The following is a 24685-nucleotide window of genomic DNA, read 5'->3' on the forward strand; positions in this document are numbered from 1 at the left end:
CGGGCCGCACCGGAAAACCGGCACGGCCGCGCACGCTATCCCGAAAGTATAGGCTCAGGTGGTGACGGAACGGCGTTTGGGCGCGAGCGCCGCGCCCGCGGATCGGACAGCGGCGGCGCCTATCCGTTCATTTCCGGACGACGGCGGGCGGCATCCACGCGCCGTCGCTCGCTTGCGGCTTCGGCGCGTACAGCCGCAGCGCGAGCGCGAAATCGGCGCGCGGCGCCGGCAGCCAGTTGGCCGCGCGCGCGCCGCCCGGCGACGCCGACACGACCACGTCGATCGAGCCGTCGTGGTTGCGGTGCAGCCGGTCGCGGTCGCCGAGCGAGCGGCGCGCCGCGCCGACGTCGGGCAGCGCGCCGTTCGCCGCGTACGGCGTGAGCGTCCAGAACCCGCGCACCGGCGGCAGCGCGCCCGGCGCGAAGTGCAGCACGTAGCGGTTCGCGCCGTTCAGCGGATGGCCATCGCTGTCGACGCGCACGAGCGCGAGCGTCTCGTCGTCGCGCGTCGCGGTGCCGAACTGCGTGTAAGCCGCGTACGCGCGCAGCGCGTAGTCCTGGCCGTACCTGCCGGCCGTGTCGCCGATCCAGCTCCAGCCGTTCGCGTTCAGCAGGTTCGACGGCGGCGTCGCGAGCCGCGCGCGCGCCTCGGCGACGCCGGCCGTCGCGGCGCTCAGGCGATCGCCCGTCCACGGCACCGGGTAGCCGGCCGTCACGCCGATGTCGTTCAGCTGTTCCTGCGCGTGCGCGTCGTCGGCCGGTGCCGGGTTGTCCTGCAGCGCCTGCGCGAAGCGCGTGAAGAACGCCTTCGGGTCGAGCGCGGCCACCTGTTCGGCCGGCGTGCCGCCGCTCGCCGCTTCCGACGGCGCGCTGCCCGCATGGACCGCGACCGACGCGCCGCGCGCGCTGCCCGTATAGACGGACAGCGGCACCACGCGGATCGCCCGTTGCAGTTTCTTCACGTTCGTGAGGTCGCGCCCGCCGCTCGTCTGCAGCCGCACTTCGAGCCACGCGTTGGCCGACGGCACGTCGACACGCAATGCGCCCTTCGGCAACGTGCCCTGCCAGTCCTTCGTGGCGAAGGCAATCGTTTGCGATCGCGCGGCGCCGCGAGCGCCACGTGCCGCCACGCTCGACCCCGACCACAGCACGTTCGTCCACATGTCGAGCGCGCGGGCATCCCAGTAGCGGCCGCGGGTGTCCGGCAGCGTCACGATCACCGGCTCGGCGCCGACGTCGAGCCAGCCGGTCGAGTCGAGCGTGTCGACGCCCGGCAGCGGCGGGTTGAGCGCGCCGACGGGCGGCAGCGCCTGCGCGTGACGCAGCGTGTTGAGCGGCGCCTGGCCCGGCTGCGCGCCGTTGCCGCCCGTCGCGGCTTCCTTCGCCACGTCCATCAGCACGAGCGGATACGCGTATACATAGGAGTCGGCCACTTCGGCGCGCATCCAGCCGGTTTTCCGCTGGATCGCGTCCGGTTGCGACGCGCATCCCGCCAGCAGCGCCGCCAGGGCCAGCGACGCGCCTGCCGCGCGCCGCGGAGAAATTGATTCTCGTAGGTTTTCAATCATTGAGTACTGGCCGAATATCGTTCTTGTCAGTCAACGCCTTGTTCGACTCACGACCGGCGAAAGCAAGGCACCCCAGCCTGCCCGGTCGCCGCTTCGCCAAACGGGCGCTGATGTCAGGCCGGTATCATAGCGCCTAAGGGCATCCCCCAATATGCCGAATAACGGGCGCGGCGGTAGCAGCACTGCCACCCGCCACGACTTCCGTTGATGCGGCCCCCTGTCGAGAGCAGCCGGCCGCCTGCGCGGGCCGGCATGACAGGCGAGAATAGGTCGGCCGTCGGCACGATCCTGTTATTGCATCGCCCCCCCTTGACCTTCCCATCATGGGAATGTTGATACTGGGGTCATTCGCGGCACGAACCGCGCTTTTGGGGAATCCGACATGACTGAACCACTTGCCTCCGCCGACGTGCAAACGATCGAACTGAGCGTCGACGGCATGCATTGCGGCGGCTGCACGGGCCGCGTGCAGCGTGCGCTGGCCGCCGTGCCGGGCGTCGTCGAGGCCGCGGTCGATCTCGACGCGCATGCGGCGACGGTGACCGTGCAGGACACGGTCGAGCCCGCGCAACTCGTCGACGCGGTCGGCGCAGCCGGCTACCGCGCGGCCGTGCGCGAAGCGGTAATCGATGCCGGTGCGGACGGGCACGCCGAGCACTCCGAGCACTCCGAGCACTCCGAGCACGCGGCGCGCGCGGAAGCCCGGCCTGCAACGGTGGCGACGGCGCCGACCGCACTGCCCGCGACCACCGCCACGATCGAACTCGATATCGACGGCATGACCTGCGCGTCGTGCGTGTCACGTGTCGAAAAGGCACTGGCGAAGGTGCCGGGCGTCACCCGTGCATCCGTCAACCTCGCGACCGAACGCGCGACGATCGACGCCGCGGCCGACGTTTCCGCGTCGCAACTGGCGGACGCCGTCAGGCAGGCCGGCTATGGCGCGACGCCGACGGCACCCGATGCCGCCGGCGCCACGATGCCTGCCGCCCCCGCCAGCATCGAACTCGATATCGACGGCATGACCTGCGCGTCGTGCGTGTCACGTGTCGAAAAGGCACTGGCGAAGGTGCCGGGCGTTACGCGTGCGTCGGTCAACCTCGCCACCGAGCGCGCGACCATCGACGCGGCGCCGGACGTTTCCGCGTCGCAACTGGTCGAAGCCGTGCAGCAAGCCGGCTACGGCGCGACACCGGTCGCCGCGACGCCGCCGGCCGCTTCCGGCGATCTCGAATTCGACATCGGCGGCATGACGTGCGCATCCTGCGCCGGCCGCGTCGAAAAGGCGCTGGCCGCGGTGCCGGGCGTCACGCGTGCGTCGGTCAATCTCGCGACCGAACGCGCATCGGTGCATGGCGCCGGCGCGCTCGACGCCGCCACGCTGATCGCGGCGGTCACGACGGCCGGCTACCGGGCGTCGCTCGCCGCCGCGCCGGACGCGGATGCCGCGACCCACGCCGAAGCCCGCGCCGGCGCCCCCGCGCAAGCCCCCGACGACCGCAAGCGCCGCGAAGCGATTCGCGAACGCAATCTGGTGATCGGCTCGGCCGTGCTGAGCGCACCGCTCGTCGTGCCGATGCTCGTCGCGCCGTTCGGCATCGACGCGATGCTGAACGGCTGGCTGCAGCTCGTGCTCGCGTCGATCGTCCAGTTCGGCTTCGGCGCGCGCTTCTACCGCGCCGCCTGGCATGCGGTGAAGGCACGCACCGGCAACATGGACCTGCTCGTCGCGCTCGGCACGTCGGCCGCGTTCGGCCTGAGCCTGTGGATGCTGCTGCGCGACCCCGCCCACCCGGGCCACCTGTATTTCGAGGCATCGGCCGTCATCGTCACGCTGGTGCGCTTCGGCAAATGGCTCGAAGCGCGCGCCAAACGCCAGACGACCGAGGCGATCCGCGCGCTGAACGCGCTGCGTCCGGACCGTGCACGCGTCGTCGAGCACGGCGTCGAACGCGACGTGCCGCTGGCGCAGGTGCGCGTCGGCACGACCGTCAGTATCCGTCCCGGCGAGCGCGTGCCCGTCGACGGCCGGATCGTGTCGGGCCGCTCGCACATCGACGAATCGCTGATTACCGGCGAAAGCCTGCCGGTGCCGAAGGACGACGGCGATCCGGTCACGGCCGGGTCGATCAACGGCGAAGGCGCGCTCGTCGTCGAAACCACCGCGATCGGCGCGGAAACGACCCTTGCCCGCATCATCCGCCTCGTCGAATCCGCGCAGGCGGAAAAGGCGCCGATCCAGCGGCTCGTCGATCGCGTCAGCGAAGTGTTCGTGCCGGCGATCCTCGGCATCGCCGTACTGACGCTGATCGGCTGGCTGATCGCCGGCGCCGGCACCGAAACGGCGATCCTCAACGCGGTCGCAGTGCTCGTCATCGCGTGCCCGTGCGCGCTCGGCCTCGCGACGCCCGCCGCGATCATGGCCGGCACCGGCGTCGCGGCCCGCCACGGCGTGCTGATCAAGGACGCGCAGGCGCTCGAACTCGCGCAGCGCGCCACCGTGATCGCGTTCGACAAGACCGGTACGCTGACCGAAGGCAAGCCGTCCGTGACGGCGTTCGACGCGGTCGGCATCCCACGTGAGCAAGCGCTCGCGCTCGCGGCCGCGGTCCAGCGGCAAAGCGATCACCCGCTCGCGCGCGCCGTGGTCGCCGCGCACGATGCGGACGTCGTGGCCCGCGGCGGCGCCGCGGGGTCGGCCGAGGTCGTCGCGGCCGATGCGCGCGCGGTGGCCGGACGCGGCGTCGAAGCGCGCGTCGACGGGCAGCTTCTCGCACTCGGCAGCACCCGCTGGCGCGATGAACTCGGCATCGTCGTGCCGCCCGAACTCGACGCGCGTGCCGCGGAACTCGAGCGCGGAGGCAACACGATTTCGTGGCTGATGCGCGCCGATGCACCGCGCGCGTTGCTCGCGCTGCTCGCGTTCGGCGACACCGTGAAACCCGGTGCGCGCGACGCGGTCGCGGCCCTGTCGGCACGCGGCGTCGCGAGCGTGCTCGTGACGGGCGACAACCGCGGCAGCGCGGCGGCCGTCGCGGCGTCGCTCGGGATCGGCGAAGTGCATGCGCAGGTGCTGCCCGACGACAAGGCACGCGTGGTGGCCGAACTGAAACGCACGCACGGCGGGATCGTCGCGATGGTCGGCGACGGGATCAACGACGCGCCCGCGCTCGCCGCGGCCGACGTCGGCATCGCGATGGCGACCGGCACCGACGTCGCGATGCATACGGCCGGCATCACGCTGATGCGCGGCGACCCGGCGCTCGTCGCCGATGCGATCGACATCTCGAAGCGGACGTACCGGAAGATCCAGCAGAACCTGTTCTGGGCGTTCGTCTACAACCTGATCGGCGTGCCGCTCGCGGCGCTCGGCTGGCTGAATCCGGTGATCGCGGGAGCGGCGATGGCGTTCTCCAGCGTCAGCGTCGTGACGAACGCGTTGCTGTTACGGAGATGGAAGGGGCGGGCGCGGTGATGCGGGCCGCGACGAGCGCCGGACCGTCCGATGGGCGTCCGGCGCTCGTCGGATGGAGCGTGGCTTGCCGGCCTGTGGGGCGCAAATCGCATGTGCGGCGTCGGGACCGACAACCGGAAGAAGGCCGGGAACACCGCCACGCGCGTCACCGACACACACAACGGCCTCAGCCCGAGACGACCGGCTTGATCAGCGTCGTCGTGATCGGCACGAAGCCGCATGCCCGATACAGCGCACGGGCAGCCGTATTGTGATTGAACACCGACAGCCCGATCTCGGTGACGCCATGACGGCGGGCCTCGGCCTCGAGTGCATCGAGCGCGCGCGTGGCCCAGCCCTGGCGGCGCCGGGTCGGGACGATGTCGAGGTCGTAGATGAACAGCGTCCGGTTCGGCCCTTCGGGCACGATCGCGTACCAGAGGTCGCCGACCGTGTCGCCGCTGGCGGCGTCGATCAGCTGGACGAGGGTCTGGCCGGCGGTGAGCAGGCCGTCGGGCAGCAGCGTGTCGAAGCAGGCGCGGGCGCGGCCCGCTGCGTCGTCGATCGCGTTCTGCCCGGATGACACGAGATCGCGCGCGTAGCCGTCGATGGCGCGCGCGCGGTATGCGTGGAATTCGCCGGCCGTCATCGGCCGCATCTGCAGCATGGCCCGGGTGTCGCGAGGGAAGTCGGACTTCCAGTGTAGCGGGACGGTCGCACCGGCGCGCGATGCCGATCGCGAAGGTCGCTGCGCTGGCGACCGGACCGGGAGATCGCCGGCCGCGCGGCGTCGATTCCCTATGCGTCCCCGCCGCATTCTGATTAAATGGCCGGCTCCGGGTATTCCGCAGAACAATAACGATGAGCGATCTGAAAGGCGACATCTCCGTCGCGGACACGCACACCCGCGACGCGACCCGCCGCCGCACGCTGTGGGCCGCCTGTGGCGCACACGCGGTGCATGACGGCCTGACGGACGTCATCTATGTGCTGCTGCCGATCTGGCAGGCGCAGTTCGCGATCAACTTCGCGCAAATCGGCCTGCTGCGCGGCGCCTATTCCGGGGTGATGGCGGGCTTCCAGCTGTTCGCGAGCCGCGCGGCAAGGCGCTGGGGGCGAGCGCGCATGCTGGTGGCCGGCACGGCCCTCGCCGGCGCCGCTTACCTGATCGCCGGCCAGGCCGGCGGACTGGCGACGCTGATGGTCGCGCTGGTGCTGGCGGGACTGGGCGCGAGCACGCAACATCCGCTGGCCTCTTCGATGGTCAGCGATGCCTATGACGCAGGCAGCGGCGTGAAGGAGGCGCTCTCCCAATACAATTTCGCCGGCGATATCGGCAAGACGCTGATACCCGGCGCGATCGGTCTTCTGCTGACCGTCGTGACGTGGCGCACGGGCACCACGCTGATCGGATTGATCGGTCTGGCTTCGGCCGGCCTGATGGCGTGGCTGATTCCGTCGCGGCACGTGGCTGCCGGGCCGCGCGGCAAAGCGCCGAAGGCCGCCGCCGCGCACGGGTCGACCTGGGGCTTGCGCGCGTTGCTCGCAACCGGAACCGTGGACAGCGCGGTGCGGATGGGCTTTCTGACGTTCTTGCCGTTCCTGCTGAAAAGCAAGGGGGCCGGCACCGCCGGTATCGGTCTCGCGCTGGCGCTGCTGTTCGTGGGCGGCGCGTTCGGCAAGCTGCTCTGCGGCTATCTGGGCGTGCGCATCGGCATGATGAAGACGGTGTGGCTCACCGAATCCGCGACGTCGCTGCTGATCGTGCTCGCCGTGTTTGCACCGCTGTTCGCGATGATGACGGCGCTGCCGTTGCTCGGACTCGCACTCAACGGAACATCGTCGGTGCTGTACGGCGCCGTGCCCGAACTGGCCGGCGAAGGAAAACGCGAGCAGGCGTTTGCGTTGTTCTATACCGGCACCATCGGCGCCGGCGCGCTGTCACCGGTTCTGTTCGGTCGCATGGGCGACATTGCGGGCGTGCCCGCGGCACTGCTTGCGCTCGCTTCGATTCTGCTGCTCACGCTACCGCTGTCGTGGTACGTACAGAAGGGACTGGATGCCTGACGCCGCGCAATCGATCCGGCCGCGCCCGATGGGCGAATCAGCGAATCAGCGAATCAGCGAATCAGCGAATCAGCGAATCAGCGAATCAGCGACGGTACAGGACGATCGGCACGAGGTGCGCACGACGCACGCGCTCGGCTTCGGCGCGACGCGCAGCGTACGAATATTCCGCGTCGAGCGGCAGGTGCGGGGAGACGAACAGGTCGTCGATCTTTTGCAGCAGGGCAAGAATGAAGCTCATGTGAGACTCCTGACAGATGGCGCTAGGGTTTTCCCTTAGATGGACTCCATTCTAAGGGTTTTCCCTGAACTCTGCCAGCGCACCGCATCAGTTTGCCGCACCCGCACCACCGCCGGCAGACGCCCCACCACGAGGCGCGTTGTCAGGCCGGGGTTTGCAGGTAGGGTCAGGTTATTTAGTGCGTTCGACGCGCGCGTTTCGCGGCCGCCGCCTCGCGGTTCGCGTTGCGCTGCAGCCGGTCGACCTGCGACAGCATCGCTTCGTGGTGTTCCGCGAGCGTCATCAACGTTGCCTGCTGCGTCGACAGATCGGCAGCCAGCCGGTCGATCCGCTGTTGCCGGGCGTCCAGTTCCTGCTTCAGGTGCGCGATCTGCCGCGTTTGCAGCACCAGTGCGACAAGCCCCGCGAACACAACGATCGCCAGCGCCAGCAACAGCCGGTTGACGCGACGCATCTCGCGATCGGCCGCCTGCTTGATGCCGGCCGTCTCGGCCTGCAGCGTGGCCAACCGATCCGACAGCGGGCGCAGATGCGTGTCCGGATCGAAGGCCGGCGCGCTCGGCGCGGCCGGTTGCGCACGATCCGCCGACGGCTTCGTCACGAACGACGCCGCGGACGCCACCGGCTGCACGACCGGCGAGGCCGGCGCGGCCGGCGAGGCGGCGGCTCGCGCGGCATCACGGGTACTCGCGGTCACTGGGGCCGCTGGGGCCACCGCGGGCTCGGCCGGTTCGGCGGTCGCCTGCGGTTCAGCGGATGGCGCAGTGTGCTGCGCCCGAGCCGCTTCCGACTCGGCGCGGACAGCCGCCGCTTCCGCCGCTTCCGCCGCTTCCGCCGCTTCCGCCGCTTCCGCCGCTTCCGGCGCTTCCGGCGCTTCCGGCGCCTCCGCCGCTTCCGGCGCCTCCGCCGCTTCCGGCGCCTCCGCCGCTTCCGGCGCCTCCGGCGCACCGCGCGCCGCTGTCGCGTCGCGCGCGCCGGCAGCCGCACGTCGCTTGCCGCCGGAGGATGCGCGACGTCCCTTCGTGGTCTCGCCGGGCGTCCGCACTGCCTCATCGTGTGTGACCGGCTCGGCGGCGCATTCGGCCTCGCCGCCTGCTGTCACGGGACGGTCGCCGATAACCGCTTCGGCCGCACCGCCCACCGCCCCGGCATTCGCCGTCGAACGGGCGGCGTTCGTCCCTGCCGCGTCGCCCGCTTCCGCCACGCTGCCGGCCTTCACCGGGCCGCCGTCGGTGGCCGGCTCATCGGCTGCGATCGCGGCGACACCTTCGGACAACCGCGCCTCGCCGCGCTTCGTTGCGTCGGCAGCAGACGCGGGCACGGCACCGGCATCGACCACCTCGCCGTTTCCACGCGCCGATGCAGACTCCGTCGTCGTCGCGACGTCGGAAGCCGGCTCCACCGCACCGGCGGCACCGCCCGGCGTGCCGAATCCATCCAGCGTCGCCTGCCGGCCGGCGTCCTCGCCATCCGGGACGGCAGCCACCGCCGCGGCGTCCGCCACCGCGTCAGCGCGCGAGACGAGCGGCGCACGCGCAGCCGGCTCGAGCACCGGATCGCCGAACAGGTCGAGCGTGCGCTCGTCCCGAGGCGCATCGCTGCCCGCCGCGCCACCGGACCGCGCGGTCGCCCTGGCGGCGGTGTCTGCCGCGGCCGCGACAGAGCGCGGACGCGAACGGGCCGACGAGCGGTCGGAGCGGGAACGGGAGCGAGGCAGGGAAACGGATTCGGTCATGGAGTCGGATGACAGGCCCGCGAACGCGGAACCGGAAGTCGAACGGAATCAGTGCCCGGCCATTGTCGCATGACCGATCGCCGATCCGGCCGATCGGATGCCGTCTATTCGTCGCCCGACAACCCGCTGCCTTCCTCGAATCGCGTCACGCCCGACAGCGCGCGCAGCTTGTCGCAGATCGCACGATATTCGAGATCCGACACGCGCCCGAGCGCGATGCGCACTTCGTCGTGCTCGCCCGTGTCGTCGGCGCGCTGCACGATGAATTGCTTCACGCGCGCGCTGTCGGGGCCGAGCGCCGCGTGCAGCGAATCGAACGTCAGCGCGCCGCTCACCACCGTCAGCGCGAGCTGGCGCCGCTGCCGCACCGTGAAGTAGCGCCGCTCGAGCGGCTTGATGCCGGCCAGGATGATCAGGATGATGATCGTCGCGGAAATCGCCGCGACGTACAGGCCGCCGCCCACCGCGAGGCCGATCGCGGCGACCGACCACAGGCTCGCGGCCGTCGTCAGCCCGCGCACGATCTCGCCGCGCAGCAGGATCGAGCCCGCGCCGAGGAAGCCGATGCCCGACACCACCTGCGCGGCCATCCGCGACGGATCGAGCACGATGTGTTCGCTGCTGCCCAGCACATCGGCGAAACCGAACGCCGACACGATCATGATGAGCGTCGAGCCGACACAGACCAGCATGTGCGTGCGCAGGCCGGCCGCCCAGGAAAGGCGCTCGCGCTCGATGCCGATGACACTGCCGAGCGCCGCCGCGAGAACCAGCCGCATCACGAGTTCCAGGTTGCCGAGCATCCGATTTCTCTCCTGTTTTGAGGACGGCCGCGCGGAATGGTTTATCCTTGGCCCCGGCCGCGCCGCTCCGGGCCGCGCCGACTCAATTCGATCCCAGCGCTCAACCCCGCCATGTCCGTTCCCGATTCCGCTTCCGCCCAGACCGCCCGATTGCGCGACCATCTTGCGCACGTCATCTTGCCGATCTGGCAGGGTTCAGGGTTCGACCACACGCTGCGGCTGCCGTTCGAGGCCGTCGATCCGGCCACCCATACACCGCTGCCCGTCACCCGTTATCGCGCAATGGCATGCGCGCGGCAACTGTTCGTGTTCGCGCAGGCTGGCAACACCGCGCACGCGGCCACGCTGTTCGATTCGCTGTGCAGCCGCTTCCGCGACCCGCGCCACGGCGGCTGGTTCTACAGCGTCGACGCGCAAGGCGCGCCGCTCGACACGACCAAGGACCTCTATACCCATGCGTTCGTCGTGTTCGCGTGCGCCGCCTGGCATGCGGCGTCGGGCGACGCCGCGGCGCGCACGGTCGCCGAGGACACCGCGGCACTGATCCAGGACCGCTTCGCGCCGCAACCGGGCGACGCGCTGCTCGACGCCGCGCGTCACGCCGATTTCTCGTCATCGGGCAGCGGCGCGCTGCAGAACCCGCTGATGCACCTGACCGAAGCATGGCTCGCGGCCGCCGATGCGTTCGGCGACGCGGCGTTCGACGATGCGCTCGCGCGCACCGCGCAGGCCGTCGAGCGCACCTTCGTCGATCCGGCGACCGGTTGCGTCGCCGAGCTGCCGCTCGGGGCGGCCGACAACCGCTTCGAGCCCGGCCATCAGTTCGAATGGTTCTATCTGGTCGACGCGGCCGGCGCGCGCCTGGCGCAAACCGGGCTCCCGGATGCACTCGCGCGCGCGTTCGCGTTCGCCGAGCAGCACGGAATCGATCCGCAGACGGGCGCCGTGTGCGCGGCGGTCGACGCGCAAGGCGCATGCATCGACGGCACGCAGCGGATCTGGGCGCAGACCGAATACCTGCGCGCACTCGCCACGCACGGCGGCACGCCGGCCTCCGCGCCGCTCGCACGGCAGATCGAGCACTTCGCCGCGCGCTTCCTGCATCCGCGCGGCTGGTTCGAGTGCAAGACGGCCGACGGGCAGGTGTCGCGCGCCGACATGCCGTCGACGACGCCCTACCACCTCGCGACCGCTTACGCGGCGCTGCCCGCCGTTTCGTAACCGGCGTCGGCGAACGACGACGACGCGCGCTCGTCGCGAACCCCGCGAGCCGCGCGCGCGTCGCCCAGTTCGAATACCGATACCGCCTGCATCAGGTGCGCGGTCTGGTCGTTCAGCGACGCGGCCGCCGCCGCGACTTCCTCCACCAGCGCCGCGTTCTGCTGCGTCAGCTGGTCCATCTGCGTGACCGCCTGGTTCACCTGCTCGATGCCGACGCTCTGCTCGACCGACGCGGCCGTGATCTCCGCCATCGTCTGGACGACCCGCGTGATCGACGCCGATACCGTCCGCATCGCGTCGCCGGCCCGCTCGACGAGTTCCGAGCCGCCGTCGATCTGCGCGACTGACTCCTCGATCAGCGCCTTGATCTCCTTCGCCGATTGCGCGCTGCGCTGCGCGAGCGAGCGCACTTCGCCCGCGACCACCGCGAAGCCGCGGCCCTGCTCGCCGGCCCGTGCGGCCTCGACCGCCGCGTTCAGCGCGAGGATGTTGGTCTGGAATGCGATGCCGTCGATCACCGAGATGATCTCCGCGATCCGCCCGGAGCTCTGCGCGATGCCGCGCATCCGGTCGATCACGCTGTCGACCACGCCGCCGCCGTGGCGTGTCGCGTCGAGCGCCGCGTCGGCCAGCGCGCTGGCCGCACGCGCGCTGTCGGTGTTCTGGCGGACGGTCGCGGTCAGTTCTTCCATGCTCGCGGCGGTTTCCTCGAGCGACGCGGCCTGGGTGCCCGTGCGCGCGGACAGGTCCGCGTTGCCGCCGGCGATCTCGCCCGCGCCGAGGTGGATCGCGTCGGACGCGTGGCGCACGGTGCGCACCGTGTCCGCGATGCTCGCCTGCATCGCGGCGAGGCCGCGCAGCATCCGGTCGATCTCGAACACGCCGCCCGCCCGCACGGCTTCGTCGAGCCGGCCCTGCGCGATCCGCTCGAAATGGCGGCCGGCTTCGTCCAGCGGCGCAACCACCGCGCGCCGCGCGGCCGCGTAGATGGCGGCGCTCGCCGCGAGCATGGCCACCAGCAGCACGACGCCGACCCACTTGAACCACTGCATCCCGCTGTCGATCGTGGCGAGCGCGCCGCGGCTCGACGCGCCGCCGTAGTCGACGAAGCGATGCAGTTCGGCGAGATACGCGTCCTGGAAGCCTTGGGTCGGCTGGTCGAGGAACGCCTGGATGTTGTCCGCGTCGAGGAACTGCACGAGTTCGCCCAGCGCGCCGCGCAGCGCGCGATAGCGCTCGGCGAGCGCCGCGACGCGCGCGCGGTTCGTTGCGTCGACCGCCCGCGCGGCCGTCAGCGCGGCGAACGCCTTGTCCGCTTCGGCGAGCGAAGCGCTGGCGTGGCGGATGATCTCGTCGGGTTTCGGGCCGCCGCGCACCATCCGCGTGCCGGCGCGCGACAGGTTCACGCGCGCGTCGAGCAGGCGCTCGGTCGCCTGGCTGGCCGCATCGACCTGCGCGATCGCGACGTTCGACAGATCGTCGACGCCGCTGCGCGTCGACGCGAGCGCCCAGAAGCCGAGCGCCTCGATCGCGAACAGAAAGAGGCAAAACACGGTCAACACGCCGAGCAGACCCGACGCGAGCTTGATTTTTCCGAACATGGGGGAGATTCCTGGAGAGCCGACGATGGAGCAATGCCCCGGCATTAGCGGCATTTCTTCGCCGGACTTTAGGCACGCCGGGCAGAAGCAGCCGGCCAGCCCCCCCACCATTCCCGTCGAATCGCCGGCAAACGAGGACGACTCACGCGTTCGACGCAATAATCGCGTCGCATCGCGCCGGCAATTGCACGAATTGCGGACGAATTTCCTTGCTTATCCGCGGCCCCCTTCCTAGAGTTCAGCGCAAGCGGACACGCATTGCGAGGGAAGTCGATGACGGACATCACGGACCACGCGCGCGGCGCATTGCGCGCGCAACCGTTCAGCATGCTGCTGGGCACGGAGCTGATGCACATCGGCGACAACGAAGTGTCGCTGTGCCTGCCCGTGCGGGAAGAGTTGCGGCAGCAGCACGGCTTCGTGCACGGCGGCGTGATCGGCTATCTCGCCGACAACGCGCTGACGTTCGCCGGCGCGCTCGTGCTCGGCCCGCGCGTCATCACCGCCGAATACAAGATCAACTACCTGCGGCCGGCCGTGAACGGCACGCTCGTCGCGCGCGCGAAGGTCGTCTACGCGGGCCGGCACCAGGCGACCTGCCAGTGTCACGTGTTCGTCATCGACGGCGATCACGAGCGGCTCGTCGCGATCGCGCAAGGCACGATCAACCGCGTCGGCGACGGCAAGATGCCGGATGCGCCGGAAGAAACGGCATAAGCCCGGTTCGCCGACGATCTGTTTCAGCGCACCCTAATCCTTCTCCTGGACCGAAAACTGAAACGGCGCGTCAGGACTTGCGAATCGAAGCCGAATGTCAGTCAGGACGGGGACGAAGCGTCTCCTGTCGAAGGCGTAGTACGACATCAAAAGGCCGATACGAGACTCCTGCGCGTCATCCAGCAGATAGCTGTTCCTCGGAAAGGCGAGCTTGCCCTCTTTTGTTGCCAATACGGCCCGACAGGACGAAAGCAGGCGGGGCAAATGGAGAAACATCGCATCCTTTTTTCCCGCCAATGGATTGATCAGCAGGTAAATTTGCCGATGGCGGCCCGCTTCACCCGATCCGCTGCCTTCCCCTTCCACGCAGAGCGCGGACGGACGATGGCGCGTCCGTTCAGCAAAGAACACGCTGGCGCTGCCGGGGTAAATGTCGATCGGATACTCACCCGAGAAAGTCGTTGCGTTCGAAAAGCGATAGATTCTGCCGCCGATCGCCATGCGGTTCCCCGCTAATTCCACGTGGACTTTCCTGCCCTCCGACTCGACGTGAAAATCGGCGTACACGTCACCGTCGCGGTCGGAATACAGTACGCTCGCGTCGCGCTCGACCGGGCCACCGAACACCCCACTCGACTGGCGCGCATAGAACGCGTCATAGCCGCTGTAGATCGTCGCGCCACGGGCGCTGCTGGCGACGGCAGCCAGGAGTGCCGCCAACATCACTGCCGATTTCATCGGTTTGCTTTTCCCCCGCTTGCTCTCAGGTAGGCAGGATCGTGCTGCAAAAATACCGTGCTGCCGTGCGCGGCCGTCGACACCCATGCCGAGTCGTAGCATCCGCGCGCACCGCCTGTTCATCGATCGGCAACGGCACAAGCCATCTCCCGCTTTGACTCCGCGCACCGTCGCGTTGCCCCAAGCCGGCAGTGCATGCTCCGCCACACAGCCGACTTCGGGATGCGCGTGAGCGTCACTCCCGCTGCAACGGCAGAAACCGCGGCGCCACGCGCGCCCGAATATTGCCGTTCTCGTCGGTACGGTAAATCCCGCGCGCCGCATTGTGCGGATGCGCCACCGCGTCGGCCACGCTCAGCACCGGCGCAAAGCACGCGTCCGTGCCTTCGAGCAGCGCGCGCCAGTGCGCGGACGGCTGCTGCGCGAACACCTCGGCGAAACGCGCCTTCAGCGCCGGCCAGCGCGCGCGATCGTACTGCGACGCCGGATCGACGTCGGTCAACCCGAGCCGCTCGACCAGCAGCGCATGGAACGGCGGCTCGAGCGCGCCGATCGTCACGCATTCGCCGTCCGCGCAGCGATACACGTCGTAGAACGGCGCATCGTGGAACAGGCTCGGCTGCGCGCCGTCGAGCTGCCCGTTCGCGCGCGCCCACAGCGCGAGCGAGCCGAGCATCGACACGATGTCGACGATCGCGCCGTCGACCACGCGCCCCGGGCCGCCGCCGCGCACGTCGAACAGCGCGCAGACGATCCCGAACGCGAGCCCGAGTGCGCCGCCCGCATCGCCGACGACGGTCGGCGGCACGCCGGGCCGGCCGTCGCGCGGCGCGGACAGCGACAGCAGCCCCGTCAGCGCGACGTAGTTCAGGTCGTGCCCGGCGGCCGTCGCGAGCGGCCCGTCCTGGCCCCAGCCCGTCATCCGTCCATACACGAGCTTCGGATTGCCGCGCGCGCAATCGTCGGGGCCGAGGCCGAGGCGCTCCATCACGCCGGGCCGCAACCCCTCGATCAGCGCGTCGGCCTGCGCGATCAGCGCGAGCGCCGCATCGCGGCCGGCCGGCGTCTTCAGATCGAGTTCGACGATCGTCTTGCCTTCGCGCAACAGGTCGCCGTCGCGGCCCTGCAACGCGTCCGGTGCGCTGGTGCGGCCCGCCGGACGCGCGATCAGCGTGATGCGCGCCCCCATCCCGGCAAGCATCCAGCCCGCGAGCGGGCCCGGGCCGAGGCCTTCGAATTCGACGATATGGACGCCGGAAAGCGGCGCGTTCAATGACATGGCGACCTCGCGGGAATGCAACCGGACAGGGGCAAAACGAAACAACGCTCCGATTCTATGCGAACGTGCGCGCCGCCCGCAGCGCCATCGCGCGAGCCCGCCGAGACGCCAGATTCACGTCGACGCCGGAGCAAACCCGCCGTCGTCCGCCCGATGTCGGTCGAGCCTGCCGCATGCGGACGCGTCGCCAAACCCCTAGCCGACCGCTTCGTCCATGCGCCCGGCCAGCGCGTCGCGCATCGCGAGCACGATCGCGTCGCGACGTTCGTCGATCCGCTCGACCGGCCCGGCGACGCCGATCGCGAGCGGCGTGCCGTTCCAGCCGTCGGCGATCACCATCGAGATCATCGCCGCGCCCTGCGTCACCGTATGCGCCGAATACGAATAGCCGAGCCGGCGCGTCTCTTCGACCTTGTCCAGCACCACGTCCTCGTCGATCGTCCTGCCCGATTTCCCGATCCGCCGGATGCTGCGCGACACGAGCCGGCGAATCGTGCTGTCCGGCTGCAGGCTCAGCAGCGCCCAGCCGAGCCCCGACATGCAGATCTCGCGGCGCGTGCCGATCGGCGCATAGAACTGGACCGGAACCCGCTGCGCGCCCGCAACGGCGTCGATGTACTGCACGTACAGGTCGCTCTGCACCGCGATCACGACGGCCTCCCGCGTACCGGCCGCCAGCCGTTTCGCCACGGCGTGCCAGTACCGGCGGCTGCCCGCCGCCGAATCGACGAGCGCTTCGCCGAGATTGACGAGCCGTGCGGTCGGCGCATACGCGTGCGTCCGTTCGTCGTACGACAGGTAGCCGAGCACCTTCATGCTGGTGAGCAGCGCCGCCGCGCTCGACCCGGGATAGCGGCAGCGCGTGGCGATCTCGCGCACGCTCAGCGGCCGCTGCAGCTCGCTGAACAGCTCCAGCACCTCGAACACGCGCGCCGCGCTCTTGACCACGTTTCCGCTCATCCCGTCCCCTCCGCGCCCGTCACGGCGGGCCCTTCCACGTATGTGGAACGGAATTTCCCGCCGCCAACCGTCGTGACGATACTAGGCTTCGGCCCGCGGCGTGAAGCCCCGCGGTACAGAACATACGGAGACATCATGTCAGCCTTTCTGATCCGTGAACGGCAGGGACCGATCCTGACCGTCACGATGAACCGCCCCGAAACGCGCAACGCCATTTCGGACACCGATGCGATCGATGCACTGGTCGCGTGCTGCGACGAAGCGAATCGCGACGAGTCGATTCGCGTGCTGGTCCTGACCGGCGCCGGCGCGGTGTTTTCCTCGGGCGGCAACGTGAAGGCGATGCGTGCGCTCGCCGAGTCGGACCTGCACGACCTCGCCGCGATCCGCACGCGCTATCGCCGCGGCATCCAGCGCCTCGCGCACGCGTTCCAGCAACTCGAAGTGCCGGCCATCGCGGCGATCAACGGGCCGGCCATCGGCGCCGGTACCGACCTCGCGTGCATGTGCGACATCCGCATCGCCGCCGACAGCGCGCGTTTCGCGGAAAGCTTCATCGCGCTCGGCCTCGTGCCGGGCGACGGCGGCGCGTGGTTCCTGCCGCAGATCGTCGGCGCGGCCGTCGCCGCCGAGATGTCGTTCACGGGCGACGCGGTGGACGCGCAAGCGGCGCTGCGCCACGGGCTGGTGTCGCGCGTCGTCCCCGACGGCGAGCTGCCGGCCCATGCGCACGCGCTCGCCGCGCGCATCGCGCGCCATCCGGGCACCGCGCTGCGCCTGACCAAGCGGCTGCTGCGCGAAGGCCGGCACACGAGCCTCGACACGCTGCTCGACCTGTCCGCGTCGTACCAGGCATTCGCGCACGCGACGCCCGAACACCGCGCGGCCGTCGAAGCGCTGTTCGCCGCGCGCGACTGAACCCGCGGCGCGCCGCCCGGCACGCCGCCGGCGAACGCCCGCATCGCCGACTATCGAAGGGAAACATCGTCATGATCATCAGCAACGAAGGCGCGCTCGCCGGCGTGCGCGTGGTGGACCTGAGCCGCGTCTATGCGGGCCCGTTCTGCACGCAGACGCTCGCCGACCACGGCGCGGACGTCATCAAGATCGAACCGCCGCAAGGCGACGAAACACGCGACTGGGGGCCCGCGATGCCGAGCGGCCTCTCCAGCTACTACTGGGGGCTCAACCGCAACAAGCGCAACCTCGCGCTCGACCTGTCGCATCGCGACGGCCGCGACGTGCTGTTCCGCCTGCTCGAGACGGCCGACGTGCTGGTCGACAACTTCAAGCAGGGCACGCTCGAACGCTGGGGCATCGGTTACGACGATTGCCTGCGCGAACGCTTTCCGCGCCTCGTCCATTGCTCGATCTCCGGTTACGGCACCGACGGCCCGCTCGCGCGGTTTCCGGGCTACGACGCCGTCGCGCAAGGGCTCGCCGGCTTCATGTCGATCAACGGCGAACCGGGCGGCATGCCGCTGAAGGTGCCGTTTCCGGTCGTCGATTACGCGGCCGGGCTGAATGCCGTGTCGAGCATCCTGCTCGCGCTGGTGGAGCGCACGCGCTCCGGCCTCGGACAGCACGTCGACATCGATCTGTTCAGCACCGCGCTGTCGATGCTGCATCCGGTCAGCACGAGCTGGATGGCGACCGGCGACGTTCCCGTCGCGACGGGGAACGTCTACGCCTCGATCGCGCCGTACGGCGTCTATCCGTGCAAGGACAAGCCGGTGGCGACGGGCGCGGGCAACAACCGCACGTTCGCGAAGATGGTCGAGGCGCTCGGCGTGCCCGAGCTCGCACGCGATCCGCGCTTCGTCACCAACGCACAGCGCGTCGCGCATCGCGACGCGCTCGACACGCTGATCGGGCAGCTGACCGCCGAACTGCCCGCCGACGAGGTCGTCGAACGGCTGATGCGCGCCGGCGTCGCGACGGGGCCGGTCAACACCATCGCGGACGGGTTCGGCCATCCGCAGGCGGCCCGCAACGCGATGCTCGTCAAGACCGACACCTATACCGGCGCGGGCATCCCGGCCAAGCTGTCGCGCACGCCCGGCTCGATTCGCCGGCCGCCGCGGCCGTTCGCGGCCGACACCGACGCGGTGCTCGACGCGCTCGGCCTCGACGCAGCCCGCCGCGACGCGCTGCGCAAGGCCGGCGTCGTTCATGACGAGCGCGCCACCACCACCGGGAGCCCGTCATGACCACGCCGCGCACGTTCTCCTCCCTGACCGGCGACGACGCCCCGTCGATCCTGCGCACCGACGACGACGGCATCGCGTGGCTGACGATCCATCGCCCGCACGTCGCCAATGCGCTGTCCGCCGACGCGATCCGGCGCCTGTGCGACGAACTCGTCACGCTCGACGACAACCCCGCGGTTCGCGCGATCGTGATCCGCGGCGCGGGCGACCGGGCCTTCAGCGCGGGCGTCGATCTCGGCGATCCCGAGATGCGCGGCATGCGGCCGATGCGCGGGCTGGCACGCAACGTGCACGAACTGATCCTCGAGCTGCGCAAGCCGACCATCGCGGCGATCAACGGCTACGCGATCGGCGGCGGCTTCGAGATCGCGCTCGCGTGCGACCTGCGGATCGCCGCCGATCACGCGTATTTCGCGCTGCCGGAAGCCAAGGTCGGGATGGGCGCGAACTTCGCGAGCGTACTGCTGCCGCGCATGCTGCCGCGCGCGGTCGCGATGGAGCTGCTGTTCACGGGCCGCCGCTGCGACGCCGACGAAGCGCTGCGCGCCGGGTTGCTGAGCCGGGTCGTCTCCGGCGCCGCGCTCGACGACACCGTGCGGGAACTGGCGCGGGCGATCGCCGCGAACGCGCCGCTCACGATCCGGCGCATCAAGGAAACGGCAACGCGCAGCTGGGGCCTGCCGGTTGCCGCGGCGCTGCGGCTCGACGTCGGCCCCGACGTCTACGCGAGCGAGGACCGGGTCGAAGGCGCCCGCGCGTTTCTCGAGAAACGCAAGCCGGTGTTCAAGGGACGCTGAGCCCGACGGCGCGCGGCCCCGTCCGCCGCGCGCCGTCGCTCGCCGCCCCGCACACGGGCGCGGCGCATAACAAACATGGAACGGAGACACATTCATGCAACGAAAAGCACTCCTGATCGGCGCATGCGCGCTGTGCACGCCGCATGCGCACGCGTCGTCGGTCACGCTGTACGGAATCGTCGACAGCTATGTCGAATTCGATCGCATCGGCAGCCTGTCGAGCTTCCGGCAAAGCGGCGGCGGCGGGGCGACGAGCCGCGTCGGGCTGACCGGCGTCGAGGATCTCGGCGGCGGAACCTCGACGAAGTTCGTGCTGGAAAGCGGCTTCTCGCCGGCCGACGGCTCGTTCCAGGGCGGCACGCTGTTCTACCGGCAGGCCTACGTCGCGCTGCAGGACACGCGCTACGGCGACCTGCGGCTCGGCCGGCAATACACGCCGTCGTTCTACATCGTGTACGAGGGCGACCCGTTCGGCCTGAACGAACGCATGTCGCCGCTCGCACTGCTCGCGACGTCGACGGACACGATCACCGCCAACACGACACCGCCGATTCCGCGCTTCAACCAGGCGGCGTCGTATCTCGGCCCGGACTGGAACGGCCTGCGCGTGATGGCCACCTACGGCTTCCCGACGCCGAACGCGCTGTCGACGCAGGCCGGCCGCAACTACGGCGCGGGGCTCCAGTACCGGATCGGCGGCCTCTATGTCGGCGCGGGCTTCCAGGACGACGTGTCGGCCGGCAATCTCGCGCCCGTCGTTCACCCGACGACCACCCGCCACTACGTGTTCGCCGCCCGCTACGCGTTCGCGCGGGTCAAGCTGTACGGCGCGTTCCTCCACGGCGCCAGCACGGCGCCCGGCCTGCCCGCGTTCTCGACGGCGAGCGTCGGCGCGGCGATCGACGTCGGCGCGCTCGACCGCGTGCTGGTGTCGGCCGTGCGCCGCGACGTGAAGGGCTCGGCGAACGACGCGACCGCGTTCGGTCTCGGCTACGACCATCCGCTGTCGAAGCGGACCGCGCTCCATGCCCGCTACCTGTACATGAAGAACGGCGGCGGCGCGCGCAATACCGTCGTCGCCGGCGTGCAACCGCGACCGGGCGGCACCGAACAGGTGCTGGCGCTCGGCATCACTCACCGCTTCTGACGGAGGGCCCATGACCCCGACCCTGTCCACCCCGGCCGGCGTGCGCGACGACGCGATGCCGGCGCTCTACCGCCGGATCTCGCGGCGCCTGCTGCCGTTCCTGATCCTCTGCTACACGCTGTCGTTCATCGACCGCATCAACATCGGCTTCGCGCACGCGCAGATGGCCGCCGAACTGCGCTTCTCCGACGCCGTCTACGGGCTCGGCGCGGGCATCTTCTTCATCGGCTACATGGCGTTCGAGATTCCGAGCAACGCGCTGCTCGCGCGGATCGGCGCGCGCCGGACCATCGCGCGGATCATGGTGCTGTGGGGGCTCGGCTCGGCCGCGACGATGTTCGTCGCGACCCCCGCGCAGTTCCACGTGTGCCGGTTCCTGCTCGGCGTGTTCGAGGCCGGCTTCTTCCCCGGCATCCTGTTCCATCTCGGCGCCTGGTATCCGCCGAAGCAGCGCGCGAAGGCGTTCGCGCTCTTCATGACCGCGCTGTACCTCGCGGGGATGATCGCGGGCCCGGTGTCGGGCGCGATCCTCACGTACCTCGACGGCGTCGCCGGCCTGAGCGGCTGGCAATGGCTGTTCGTCGTCGAAGGGCTGCCGAGCAGCGCGCTCGGCTTCGTCGCGCTGCGCTTTCTCGACGACCGGCCGGACGACGCGCGCTGGCTGTCGGCCGCCGACAAGGCCGCGCTGCGCGATGCGCACGCGCAGGCCGACGCCCACGCCGACGCCAGCGCGTTCCCGCAGCGGCCGCTGCTCGCGCACCGCGACTTCTGGTTGCTGTGCGCGGCCAATTTCTCGATCGCGGCAGCCGGCTATGCACTCGTGTTCTGGATGCCCGTGATCCTGCACCGCGGCGGCCTGCACGGCGCGATGCAGATCGGCCTGCTGTCCGCGCTGCCCTACCTGTGCGGCATCGTCGGCATGCTCGGGATGGGCTGGCGCACCGAACGCCGGCATGCGTGGCGCGAACACAGCGCGGCCGCGATGCTCGCGTGCGCGGCGACGCTCGTCGTGCTGGCGCGTCTCGACGGCGCCACGAACCTGACGATCGCGCTCTGCATCGCGGTCGCCACGCACGCGGCGACGCTGCCCGCGTTCTGGGTGCTGCCGGGGCTCGCGCTGCCGAAGCGTTCGATGGCGGTCGCGATCGCGGCGATCACGATGTCCGGCGCGATCGGCGGATTCGCGAGCCCGTTCCTGATGGGCGTGCTGAACGCCGCCACCGGCTCGATGCGCGGCGGGCTCTATCTCAACGCCGCGCTGCTCGCGGCCGGCTGCGTGGCGCTGCTCGGCACGCTGCGTGCCCGGGCGGCGTCCCCATCGCGCGCGGTCTGAGCGCGCATTCCTTTCACTCCTTCATCGATACCCCCATGAATTTCGAACTCGATCTCGACCACCGGATGATCAAGGATCTCGTCGCACGCTTCGTGAAAGACGAGCTGATGCCGCTCGAAGCGGCCGTGATGGCGCGCGAGGCCGACGGCCAGCGCTTCGCGCTGCTCGCCGACGAACGTGCGCGGCTCGACGAGCGCTCGCGGCAACTCGGTCTGTGGGGGCTCGACGCGCCGGTCGATGCCGGCGGCTCGGACCTCACGGCCGTCGCGATGGTCGGCGTGAACGAAGCGATCGGCACGACCGTGACGCCGTACATCCTGCCGCCCGATTCACCGAACCTGCGGATGCTGTGCGACGCCGCCGACGATGCGCAGCGCGCGCGCTACCTGGAACCGTACGCACGCGGCATCACCCGCTCCGCGATGGCGATTTCCGAGCCGGGCGCCGGCTCGGATCCGGGCGCGTTGTCGACGACGGCCGAGCGCGACGGCGACACGTGGGTGCTGAACGGCCGGAAGATCTGGATCAGCCACGCGAGCGAAGCCGACTGGACGATCGTGATGGCGCTGACCGACCGCAGCAAGGGCAAGCGCGGCGGCATGTCGGCGTTCATCGTCGAACGCGACACGCCGGGTTTCATCATCGAACGCCGCATTCCGATGATCGGCGGGCTGTCGACCTACGAAATCGTGCTGGAGGATTGCCGCATTCCCGCGACGCAGTTGCTGGGCCGCGAAGGCGCCGGTTTCGCGCCGATGCAGGCGCGCCTGTCGAACCGGCGGCTGGAGATGGCCGCATGGTGCATCGGCCGCGCCGAGCGCGCGGTCGCGCTGCTGTGCGACCATGCGAAACAGCGCAAGACTTTCGGCGTGCCGCTCGCCGAGCGCCAGGCGGTGCAGTGGTGGGTCGCCGACGCGCTGACGCAGATCCACGCGTGCCGCCTGATGACTTACGAAGCGGCCGCGCGGGTGGACGCCGGGCAGGATGCGCGCACGCAGATCTCGATGGTCAAGGTGTTCGCGACGGAGATGGCGTCGAGCGTCATCGATCATGCGATGCAGACGCTCGGCGCGATGGGCATGACGAAGGAGCTGCCGCTGCATCAGATGGCGAACGAAGCGCGGCTGATGCGCATCTTCGAAGGCCCGACCGAGGTGCATCGCTGGGTCGTCGCGCGCAGCGTGCTGTGACGCCGTCGTCGCCGGTTCGCCGGTCGGCGCGCGTTGCACCGTTTTCACCACGGAGTCGCGCCTTGGACACACGTCATCTCGTCGATCCTGGCATCCGTCCCTGGCTGGACGTCTGGCCGACCGTCACGCTCACCGTCGACAACCTCGCGCGGCATCGCGACCGCATCCTGCCGCTGCCGCCGGTCGACACGGTCGCCACCACGCTCCAGCTTCGGCGCGTGCCGGGCCGCGGCGGCGTGCCGGACGTGCCGGGCCGCGCCGGTCGCGCGTACCTGCCCGACGATGCGACGCGCGCGTATCGACGGCCGCGCGGCGCATCCCCACGACGCGCTGCGCCGCTTCCTGCACGGCCGACCGCAAGCGAAGCAGAATCGACAAGGGCGGCCGAAGCCGCCCTTGCTTGTCATCGGAACGACGACCGGAACGATCAGAATGCGTCGCCCGGCACGCGCACCCAGCCTTCCATCAGCACGCGCGCGCTGCGGCTCATGATCGCCTTTGTGACGGTCCATTCGCCGTTCTCGAGTTGCGCTTCCGCGCCGACGCGCAGCGTGCCCGACGGGTGCCCGAAGCGCACCGCGTTGCGTTCACCGCCGCCCGCCGCGAGGTTGACGAGCGTGCCGGGGATCGCCGCGGCCGTGCCGATCGCGACCGCCGCCGTGCCCATCATCGCGTGGTGCAGCTTGCCCATCGACATCGCCCGCACCAGCAGGTCGACGTCGCCCGCATTCACGCGCTTGCCGCTCGACGCGACATAGTCGGCCGGCTTCGCGACGAACGCGACCTTCGGCGTGTGCTGGCGCGTCGCGATCTCGTCGAGCGTGTCGATCAGGCCCATGCGCAGCGCGCCGTACGCGCGGATCGTCTCGAACTTCTCGAGCGCCTTCGGGTCGCCGTTGATCGCGTCCTGCAGCTCGGTACCCGTGTAACCGATCGCCTCCGCCTCGACGAAGATGGTCGGAATCCCCGCGTTGATCATCGTCGCCTTCAGCGTGCCGATGCCCGGCACGGCGAGGTCGTCGACGAGGTTGCCGGTCGGGAACATCGACCCGCCCGCGCCCTCTTCCTCGGCGGCCGGATCCAGGAACTCGAGCTGCACTTCGGCGGCCGGGAACGTGACGCCGTCCAGCTCGAAGTCGCCCGTCTCCTGCACCGCGCCGTTCGTGATCGGCACGTGCGCCACGATCGTCTTGCCGATGTTCGCCTGCCAGATCCGCACGGTCGCGACGCCGTCGCGCGGCACGCGCGATGCATCGACGAGGCCGCCGCTGATCGCGAACGGGCCGACCGCCGCCGACAGGTTGCCGCAGTTGCCGGTCCAGTCGACGAACGCGCGGTCGATCGCGACCTGCCCGAACAGGTAGTCGACGTCATGACCGGGCCGCGTGCTCTTCGACACGATCACCGTCTTGCTGGTGGACGACGTCGCGCCGCCCATCCCGTCGATCTGCTTGCCGTACGGATCGGGGCTGCCGATCACGCGCAGCAGCAGCGCGTCGCGTGCGGCGCCCGGCGTCTGCGCGGCGTCCGGCAGGTCCTGCAGCCGGAAGAACACGCCCTTGCTGGTGCCGCCGCGGAGATAGGTCGCCGGAATCCTGATTTGAGGAATGTGAGCCATGTTTGCG

20 protein-coding genes are annotated in these 24685 nt (G+C 70.2%); 10 read left to right on the plus strand and 10 right to left on the minus strand.

Features of this window, described 5'->3' with window-relative positions; genetic code table 11:
- Positions 1-127 precede the first annotated feature (127 nt).
- The gene (locus U5771_RS04115) at positions 128-1567 is read right to left on the minus strand and encodes a DUF1254 domain-containing protein (RefSeq protein ID WP_322022789.1); all 1440 of its coding nucleotides are present in this window, start codon (positions 1565-1567) and stop codon (positions 128-130) included.
- A gap of 382 nt (positions 1568-1949) precedes the next feature.
- Between U5771_RS04115 and U5771_RS04120 the strand changes: the two genes are divergently transcribed.
- Positions 1950-5042, plus strand: coding sequence for a heavy metal translocating P-type ATPase (locus U5771_RS04120; RefSeq protein ID WP_322022790.1), 3093 nt, complete (start codon positions 1950-1952; stop codon positions 5040-5042).
- Between the two features lie 166 nt (positions 5043-5208).
- Here U5771_RS04120 and U5771_RS04125 read toward each other — a convergent pair whose 3' ends face one another.
- Complete coding sequence (locus U5771_RS04125; protein WP_322022791.1) at positions 5209-5688, minus strand: GNAT family N-acetyltransferase; 480 nt, start codon at positions 5686-5688, stop codon at positions 5209-5211.
- A 194-nt stretch (positions 5689-5882) separates the two neighbouring features.
- Between U5771_RS04125 and U5771_RS04130 the strand changes: the two genes are divergently transcribed.
- The gene (locus tag U5771_RS04130) at positions 5883-7088 is read left to right on the plus strand and encodes an MFS transporter (protein ID WP_322022792.1); all 1206 of its coding nucleotides are present in this window, start codon (positions 5883-5885) and stop codon (positions 7086-7088) included.
- An 85-nt stretch (positions 7089-7173) separates the two neighbouring features.
- On the opposite strand, the gene U5771_RS04135 is transcribed toward U5771_RS04130, so the two are convergent.
- The 3 genes from U5771_RS04135 to U5771_RS04145 form a co-directional block, all read right to left on the minus strand.
- Positions 7174-7329, minus strand: a complete 156-nt coding sequence (locus U5771_RS04135; RefSeq protein ID WP_006481665.1) for a hypothetical protein — start codon at positions 7327-7329, stop codon at positions 7174-7176.
- Between the two features lie 175 nt (positions 7330-7504).
- Positions 7505-9064, minus strand: coding sequence for a flagellar hook-length control protein FliK (locus U5771_RS04140; RefSeq protein WP_322022793.1), 1560 nt, complete (start codon positions 9062-9064; stop codon positions 7505-7507).
- Positions 9065-9168: 104 nt separating this feature from the next.
- On the minus strand, positions 9169-9867 hold the full coding sequence (locus U5771_RS04145) for an MgtC/SapB family protein (protein ID WP_322022794.1): 699 nt from the start codon (positions 9865-9867) through the stop codon (positions 9169-9171).
- A 111-nt stretch (positions 9868-9978) separates the two neighbouring features.
- Between U5771_RS04145 and U5771_RS04150 the strand changes: the two genes are divergently transcribed.
- On the plus strand, positions 9979-11088 hold the full coding sequence (locus U5771_RS04150; protein WP_322022795.1) for an AGE family epimerase/isomerase: 1110 nt from the start codon (positions 9979-9981) through the stop codon (positions 11086-11088).
- On the opposite strand, the gene U5771_RS04155 is transcribed toward U5771_RS04150, so the two are convergent.
- Positions 11061-12689 (minus strand): methyl-accepting chemotaxis protein, encoded by a 1629-nt coding sequence (locus tag U5771_RS04155; RefSeq protein WP_322022796.1) that lies wholly within the window; start codon positions 12687-12689, stop codon positions 11061-11063. The two genes, U5771_RS04150 and U5771_RS04155, sit on opposite strands and share 28 nt — an antisense overlap.
- 273 nt (positions 12690-12962) lie before the next feature.
- Between U5771_RS04155 and U5771_RS04160 the strand changes: the two genes are divergently transcribed.
- Positions 12963-13406: a PaaI family thioesterase gene (locus U5771_RS04160; protein ID WP_059467287.1), complete on the plus strand. Its 444-nt coding sequence runs from the start codon at positions 12963-12965 to the stop codon at positions 13404-13406.
- A 33-nt stretch (positions 13407-13439) separates the two neighbouring features.
- Here U5771_RS04160 and U5771_RS04165 read toward each other — a convergent pair whose 3' ends face one another.
- From U5771_RS04165 to U5771_RS04175, 3 genes are all read right to left on the minus strand, one after another.
- Positions 13440-14231: a hypothetical protein gene (locus tag U5771_RS04165; RefSeq protein WP_322022797.1), complete on the minus strand. Its 792-nt coding sequence runs from the start codon at positions 14229-14231 to the stop codon at positions 13440-13442.
- A gap of 148 nt (positions 14232-14379) precedes the next feature.
- Positions 14380-15423, minus strand: coding sequence for a CaiB/BaiF CoA-transferase family protein (locus U5771_RS04170; protein WP_322022798.1), 1044 nt, complete (start codon positions 15421-15423; stop codon positions 14380-14382).
- Positions 15424-15618: 195 nt separating this feature from the next.
- Positions 15619-16383, minus strand: coding sequence for an IclR family transcriptional regulator (locus tag U5771_RS04175; protein WP_322022799.1), 765 nt, complete (start codon positions 16381-16383; stop codon positions 15619-15621).
- Between the two features lie 135 nt (positions 16384-16518).
- On the opposite strand from U5771_RS04175, the gene U5771_RS04180 reads away from it, so the two are divergent.
- The 6 genes from U5771_RS04180 to U5771_RS04205 all read left to right on the plus strand — a co-directional run bounded on the left by U5771_RS04180 (position 16519) and on the right by U5771_RS04205 (position 23060).
- Positions 16519-17301: a crotonase/enoyl-CoA hydratase family protein gene (locus tag U5771_RS04180; RefSeq protein WP_322022800.1), complete on the plus strand. Its 783-nt coding sequence runs from the start codon at positions 16519-16521 to the stop codon at positions 17299-17301.
- Between the two features lie 71 nt (positions 17302-17372).
- Positions 17373-18593: a CoA transferase gene (locus U5771_RS04185; RefSeq protein ID WP_322022801.1), complete on the plus strand. Its 1221-nt coding sequence runs from the start codon at positions 17373-17375 to the stop codon at positions 18591-18593.
- Positions 18590-19390, plus strand: coding sequence for an enoyl-CoA hydratase/isomerase family protein (locus U5771_RS04190; RefSeq protein ID WP_322022802.1), 801 nt, complete (start codon positions 18590-18592; stop codon positions 19388-19390). The genes U5771_RS04185 and U5771_RS04190 overlap by 4 nt, the downstream gene beginning before the upstream one ends.
- Positions 19391-19484: 94 nt before the next feature.
- Positions 19485-20537 (plus strand): porin, encoded by a 1053-nt coding sequence (locus U5771_RS04195; protein WP_322022803.1) that lies wholly within the window; start codon positions 19485-19487, stop codon positions 20535-20537.
- A 10-nt stretch (positions 20538-20547) separates the two neighbouring features.
- A complete protein-coding gene (locus U5771_RS04200) occupies positions 20548-21870 on the plus strand; it encodes an MFS transporter (RefSeq protein WP_322022804.1) in 1323 nt (440 codons plus the stop codon).
- 35 nt (positions 21871-21905) lie between these two features.
- The gene (locus U5771_RS04205) at positions 21906-23060 is read left to right on the plus strand and encodes an acyl-CoA dehydrogenase (RefSeq protein WP_322022805.1); all 1155 of its coding nucleotides are present in this window, start codon (positions 21906-21908) and stop codon (positions 23058-23060) included.
- Between the two features lie 427 nt (positions 23061-23487).
- On the opposite strand, the gene prpF is transcribed toward U5771_RS04205, so the two are convergent.
- Positions 23488-24678, minus strand: a complete 1191-nt coding sequence (prpF, locus tag U5771_RS04210; protein ID WP_322022806.1) for a 2-methylaconitate cis-trans isomerase PrpF — start codon at positions 24676-24678, stop codon at positions 23488-23490.
- Positions 24679-24685: the final 7 nt, after the last annotated feature.

This window comes from Burkholderia sp. BCC1977 (genome assembly GCF_905339595.1).
Classification (GTDB): domain Bacteria; phylum Pseudomonadota; class Gammaproteobacteria; order Burkholderiales; family Burkholderiaceae; genus Burkholderia.